Below are 5,785 nucleotides of genomic sequence, written 5' to 3' on the forward strand. Positions count from 1 at the left end.
AAAATTTAGAAAATATTCAAACTTTAGTCAATGATGTAAAAATACTTATTGAGAATGCTAAAATAAAAGTTGTTTGTACTGTAGAAAATCAACGAGCCATGCACTATTGGGAAGTTGGAGAGCGAATTTTCAAAGAGGTACAAGAGGGAAAAGAGAGAGCAGAGTATGGTAAGCAGGTTATTAAAAATCTCTCAAAAGAGATAGAACCACTCTATGGAAGTGGATATTCATATCGACAACTTTACCTCTTTTTACAGTTTTATAAAAGTTTTCCAAAAGTGAACGCATTGCGTTCACAATTGAACTGGACACAATATAAACTACTTATACGAATAAAAGATGAAGATAAACGAGAGTTCTATATAGCTGAAAGTATTAAAAATTATTGGAATAGTCGAGAACTGGAACGACAGATAAACTCCTTTCTGTATGAGAGATTGTTACTAAGTTCTAGCAAAGAGGATATTTTGGCAGTAGCAAGAGATGAACGATTGCCTCAAAAGCTTAGTGAAATTATCAAAGACCCAATGTGTTTAGAGTTTTTAGGACTTGAACAGAAAAGTCACTACTATGAAAGAGATTTAGAACAAGCGATTATTACTAATTTACAATCTTTTCTACTTGAACTTGGGAATGGTTTCTCTTTTGTGTCACGACAACAGAGAATTCATCTTGATGGAGATGATTTTTTCATAGATTTGGTTTTTTATAATCGACTGCTTCAATGTCATGTACTCTTTGAGATAAAAACTCATAAACTTACACATCAAGACATGGGACAGTTACAGATGTATGTTAACTATTATGATAGAATCATAAAACTAGATAGAGAAAATTCAACTATTGGGGTTTTGCTCTGTGCCGATAAAAATGATTCTGTGGTTAAGTATAGTTTGCCAAAAGATAATAAGAGTATAGTAGCCTCTAAATATCAGCTCTATTTACCATCTGAAGATGAGCTATTGGAGTTGTTATGAAAACTTCTGTAGGGTGTGATTGCTATCACACCATTTATTTAAATTGTAAAACAGATTTTTTCTTTATGCTTATTATTGGTGCGATGGCAATCGCCCCCTACGGATTTTATCAAAATCAAAAACATGACAATTCAACATATTTCTCACAAAAATTATTTTTTAATGTTAAAATAACAAAAAATATAAAAAGGTACGCATAATGTCAACCATACAAACCACAGAATATAAAAATTTACCCATATAAAAAAGAGAGCCATGAAAAACTTATTCAAACAATACCTCCCCTACCTAATGGGATACAAACGCCAATTTATTCTAGCAATTATAGGGATGTTAGCCGTAGCCATCGGAACAGCAGGGTCAGCACACCTCATCAAACATGTGCTAGATGAGGTATTTATCAACAAAGATGAGGCGATGTTAGCTCTGATGCCTTTTCTGCTCTTTGGAGTCTTTTTCCTCAAAGGAACTGGGCAGTATGTGCAGACCTACTATATGTCATTTATTGGGCTTGATGTGGTCAAGAAGCTTCGGAACAATCTTGTAAAACATCTAAGTTATCAAGATATGAGCTTTTTTCAGACTATGCATACTGGGGAGATTTTGTCTCGTATTACCAATGATATTACTCGAATTCAAACGGTTGTGACCGCTATGATTCCCAATATTATCCGTGAGTCATTTACTATCTTGGCACTGACTGGATATGTTATCTATATGAGTCCGAAATTAGCTTTTTATTTTTTGATTATTATGCCTTTGGCACTCTATCCACTTAGTCGTTTGGCTAAAAAGATGAAGAAGTACTCTAAACTTTCACAAAAGAGTACAGCTACTATGACCTCTCGGATAGGTGAGATATTTTCAAATATTGAGGTGATAAAATCTAACTCCACTCAAGAGATAGAGGCTGTGAAGTTTGAGAAAGAGAATCAGAATGTCTTTAAATATTTGCTCAAACAGGTCAAGGTAAACGCTCTCACCTCTCCTATTATGGAGATTTTAGGTTCAGTGGCTATTGGTGTGGTTATATATATTGGTGGGATGGAGGTTATTGAGGAGAGGATGACAGTTGGGTCTTTTTTTGCATTTGCTACGGCTCTCTTTATGCTATATACACCTATCAAAAAGATTTCAAAACTATATAATCAATCCCAAGATGCTGTAGTCGCCAACGAGAGGATGTTTGAGTTACTTGATATGAGACCGACTATTGTATCAGGAGAGAAAGAACTTGATAAAAATATAGACTCTATCCAATTTAAAAGTGTATCGCTTCTTTATGGTGAGACTACTGCTCTTAATAATATATCTATAGATATGAAAAGGGGTGAGTCTATCGCACTGGTAGGTGATAGTGGTGCTGGGAAAAGCTCTTTTGTCAATCTCTTGGTACGATTTTATGACCCAAATAGTGGACAGATTCTTATTAATGGTGAAGAGAATAAAAATTTAACTCTGGAGTCTTTACATAGCAAAATAGCTTTCGTAACTCAACGAATATATATCTTTAATGATACAATTGCCAATAATGTCGCTTATGGAGAGGATATTGAGGAGAAGAGAGTTATAGAGGCTCTGAAAAAGGCTCATGCTTTGGAGTTTGTGGAGAAGTTAGATAAGGGGATAGATACCCTACTATCTGAAAATGGTAATAATCTATCAGGTGGACAGAGACAAAGAATTGCACTAGCTCGTGCTTTATATAAGAAACCTAGTGTATTAATTCTTGATGAGGCTACTTCGGCACTTGATAATAAAAGTGAAGTTCTCATTCAAAAAGCTCTTGAGAGTCTCAAAGATGAGATGATAACTATTACTGTGGCTCATAGGTTAAGCACTATTGAGAGTGCTGATGCTATTTTGGTCTTTAGAGCTGGTGAGATAGTTTGTCGTGATACGCATAAAAATCTATTGAGTAACTGTCTGGAGTATCAAAAATTGGCTAAGGTTTTGGAGTAGTTAGCTTAATAATATCATAATCAATCCTATCAGAGTGACTCTTTACATAATCATAGGCTTCCTCTTCTAACAAGAGACTAGCCATGGTGTATCTAAGCTTAATACAATAATTTTTAAAAATCTGATTCTCTCCTAGAAACTTATCAGCTTGAGCTTCAAAATTGAGAATCTGTTCCATATCTATGTTTTTACTACTGTTTTTGCACTCTACGAGTATAATATTTTTAGATTTTTTTAAAACCAAATCTAGCTCTTCACTATTTGTCATATCTTTGCTATACTCCCAAACAGTATAGCCTTGCTCCTTGTAATGTTTTGCCACAAAGGCTTTATACTCATCACTGGTCTCATTGACATCTAGAAACTCATTAATAGTTGTAATGAGTTCACTTATCTCCCTCTCCTCTTTTTTATTATTTTCCCATTGATGATAAGTTATCTCTCTTTTACTAGATGGTCTAAATACAGCATGACCTTGATTTAGGTCATTTGATACTACAAACCAAGAATATTGCTCTTTTTTTATCTTAAGAGTTATTAAAAATCTATCCATTTTGAATTTTAGTGCTTTAAAAAGAGTCAATACTATCCACCTACCATGCTATAATTTTCAATATTATAGATAACTTTATCTTCGTCTATGATTAGAACGATTTCTGCGAGATGAGTCACGGTTTCCCTTTTTTCCTTTGCTAAAGCAACTATCACAGATAGAGAACCTATAGGTAAAGTCCAAATGTTTTCCACATCTGTTACATTGCTTCACAAAATTTCCTTGCTTTAGAGAAGCTTCTATATAGTTGTTCAGTCTCACTCTAGCCTCTAGGGCTTTCTCTATGTCTAGAAACAGCTCTCCAAACTTGAATGATAGCCATAGATAGAGAGAAATCTCTCTGACTCTATCTTCTGCATTTAGCATCATCTCATTGGTCTGTGCAAACTTTGGCAAGTCTCTTGGTGGGATATACTCCACGGCAAGACCCGCTTCAAGCTGTTTGATATATCGGTGAAATACTGATTCGATATATGGTGACGAGATAGAAGCAGGGGCACAAGCTAGATGAAATCTGGTCTTTAGGTCTAACTTATACTCAGAGACGATGGATGCAATCTCTAACATTGAGTCGATATTGGCCGCCACAAAGGGACCCTCGAACTCCATATTTTCTGCAAAGAAATTTAGTATAATTGATAGATTTTCAGTCTCTAATATATCACCAATAAGCATCACATGTTCAAGACTAGCCATAACAGAAAATGGAAGCTGTATAGGAGGCAGAGGAGTATAAAATTTGGACTGGATAGTCTCTAATATCTTCTCATCCAACCCACCGATATATCCAACCTCTTCAAGTCCATACCGTCCTGCACGACCTGAGATTTGTGCTACCTCTGTGGGGAGTAGCTCTCTTCGTCTTAGTCCATCAAACTTATTATCTTTGGAAAATAGCAGAGTTTTGATTGGAAGATTTAGACCCATAGCGATAGCATCAGTGGCTACAAGTATCTCACTCTCTCCATCTCTAAAGCGTCTAGCCTCCTCTCTTCTTACCTCTGGAGATAGATTGCCATAGACCACAGATACCTCATACTTCCCAGATAATTTCTGTCTGATTCCAAGCACATCTCGTCTGGAAAAAGCAACAATAGCAGTCCCTCTCTCTATAGCTTTTATCGCTGTTGGATATTCGAGTAGTTTTAGCTCATTTTTTCTCTCAAAATGAATTACTTCTAACGGTTCATTAAGATACTCACAAAGTTCCGTAACAGCTTGTAGAGCATTGAGAGAGCCTGTCAAGATAACTTTTTTGGCAGGTACACCAATCAGTGCATTTGCCCAAGCCCAACCCCTATCTCGGTCATCTATCATCTGTATCTCATCTATCACAGCCACATCTACCTCTACAGAGGCATTCATCATCTCTATGGTTGAGGAGATATGGGTAGACTCCTCATCAATAATCTCCTCCTCACCTGTTATAAGAGATACAGGTACACCTTTGGCTTTTAGATTCTCATACCCCTCAAGAGCAAGAAGTCGCAAGGGTGCAAGATAGTAGCCAGTATCTGCTTTTTGGAGATGTCGTAACGCCTCATAAGTCTTACCACTATTGGTAGGTCCTATATGGAAGATAATCTCGCGTTTAAGCAATCTAGCAATTGGGAAAAGAGATTTGAAATCACGAATAGTTTTAGCTAGAAGCTCCTCTTTCTTCTTTCTCTCTTTTAAAGGTCTAATATGCTCCAAGAAGTGATAATGTATGCGTTTTTTTATCTTCTCTTTTATCTTTAGAGAGTGCGAAGAGACAATTTGAGGCTCTATAAACTGCAATATTTGTCTCTCGATTACAGACTCATTAAGCTCTAACCCTTCACTCAAATCGTACAACTCATCCTCTAGCGTCTCTATCAGATAATCAAAATCAGCTTTTGTCTTACTCTTGATATGAGCCATGTCTAGTTTGATAGGAAGTCTCTCCTCTGCCCATATGAGGTTATGAATATATCTTCTCGTATATGTAGCAACCACAGTATATGGCAACTCTTTATTATATAGAGAATAGATTTTATCCTTGGCAATATAGAGATTCTCACCCTCGATAACAACTCTATATTCCAAATCAATCTCAGAGATGATATTTTTCAAGACATCAAGAGGAATATCTATATCACACAGATTATCTTCAGGTGGCATATTGCGAACAAGATGGTCTATCTCAGAATGGTTTAGATAGCGATGCTCCTTGCTTATTTTCATTGTCAAAAAGTTCTCTATCTCTAGCTCTTTTCTATCTATCGCCTCTGTTTTGAACTCCTCTAGCGTAGTTCGTATATACTCATCATCC

General features: G+C 36.0%; 4 protein-coding genes. 2 read left to right on the forward strand and 2 right to left on the reverse strand.

What is annotated here, in order from left to right; genetic code table 11:
* Both GSY74_RS02815 and GSY74_RS02820 read left to right on the forward strand, forming a co-directional pair.
* The coding region (locus GSY74_RS02815) for a YhcG family protein (RefSeq protein ID WP_223157439.1) at window positions 1-977 on the forward strand (977 nt) is incomplete at its 5' end.
* Window positions 978-1,232: 255 nt separating this feature from the next.
* Window positions 1,233-2,939: an ABC transporter ATP-binding protein gene (locus GSY74_RS02820; RefSeq protein ID WP_164663597.1), complete on the forward strand. Its 1,707-nt coding sequence runs from the start codon at window positions 1,233-1,235 to the stop codon at window positions 2,937-2,939.
* Here GSY74_RS02820 and GSY74_RS02825 read toward each other — a convergent pair.
* Both GSY74_RS02825 and GSY74_RS02830 read right to left on the reverse strand, forming a co-directional pair.
* The gene (locus tag GSY74_RS02825; protein ID WP_164663598.1) at window positions 2,923-3,522 is read right to left on the reverse strand and encodes a restriction endonuclease; all 600 of its coding nucleotides are present in this window, start codon (window positions 3,520-3,522) and stop codon (window positions 2,923-2,925) included. The genes GSY74_RS02820 and GSY74_RS02825 overlap by 17 nt on opposite strands.
* 45 nt (window positions 3,523-3,567) lie before the next feature.
* A partial coding sequence (locus GSY74_RS02830; protein ID WP_164663599.1) for a helicase-related protein occupies window positions 3,568-5,785 on the reverse strand: 2,218 nt, incomplete at its 5' end.

Origin of the sequence: Sulfurovum sp. bin170 (assembly GCF_010892395.1) — a bacterium.
In the GTDB taxonomy this organism is placed as follows: domain Bacteria; phylum Campylobacterota; class Campylobacteria; order Campylobacterales; family Sulfurovaceae; genus UBA1140.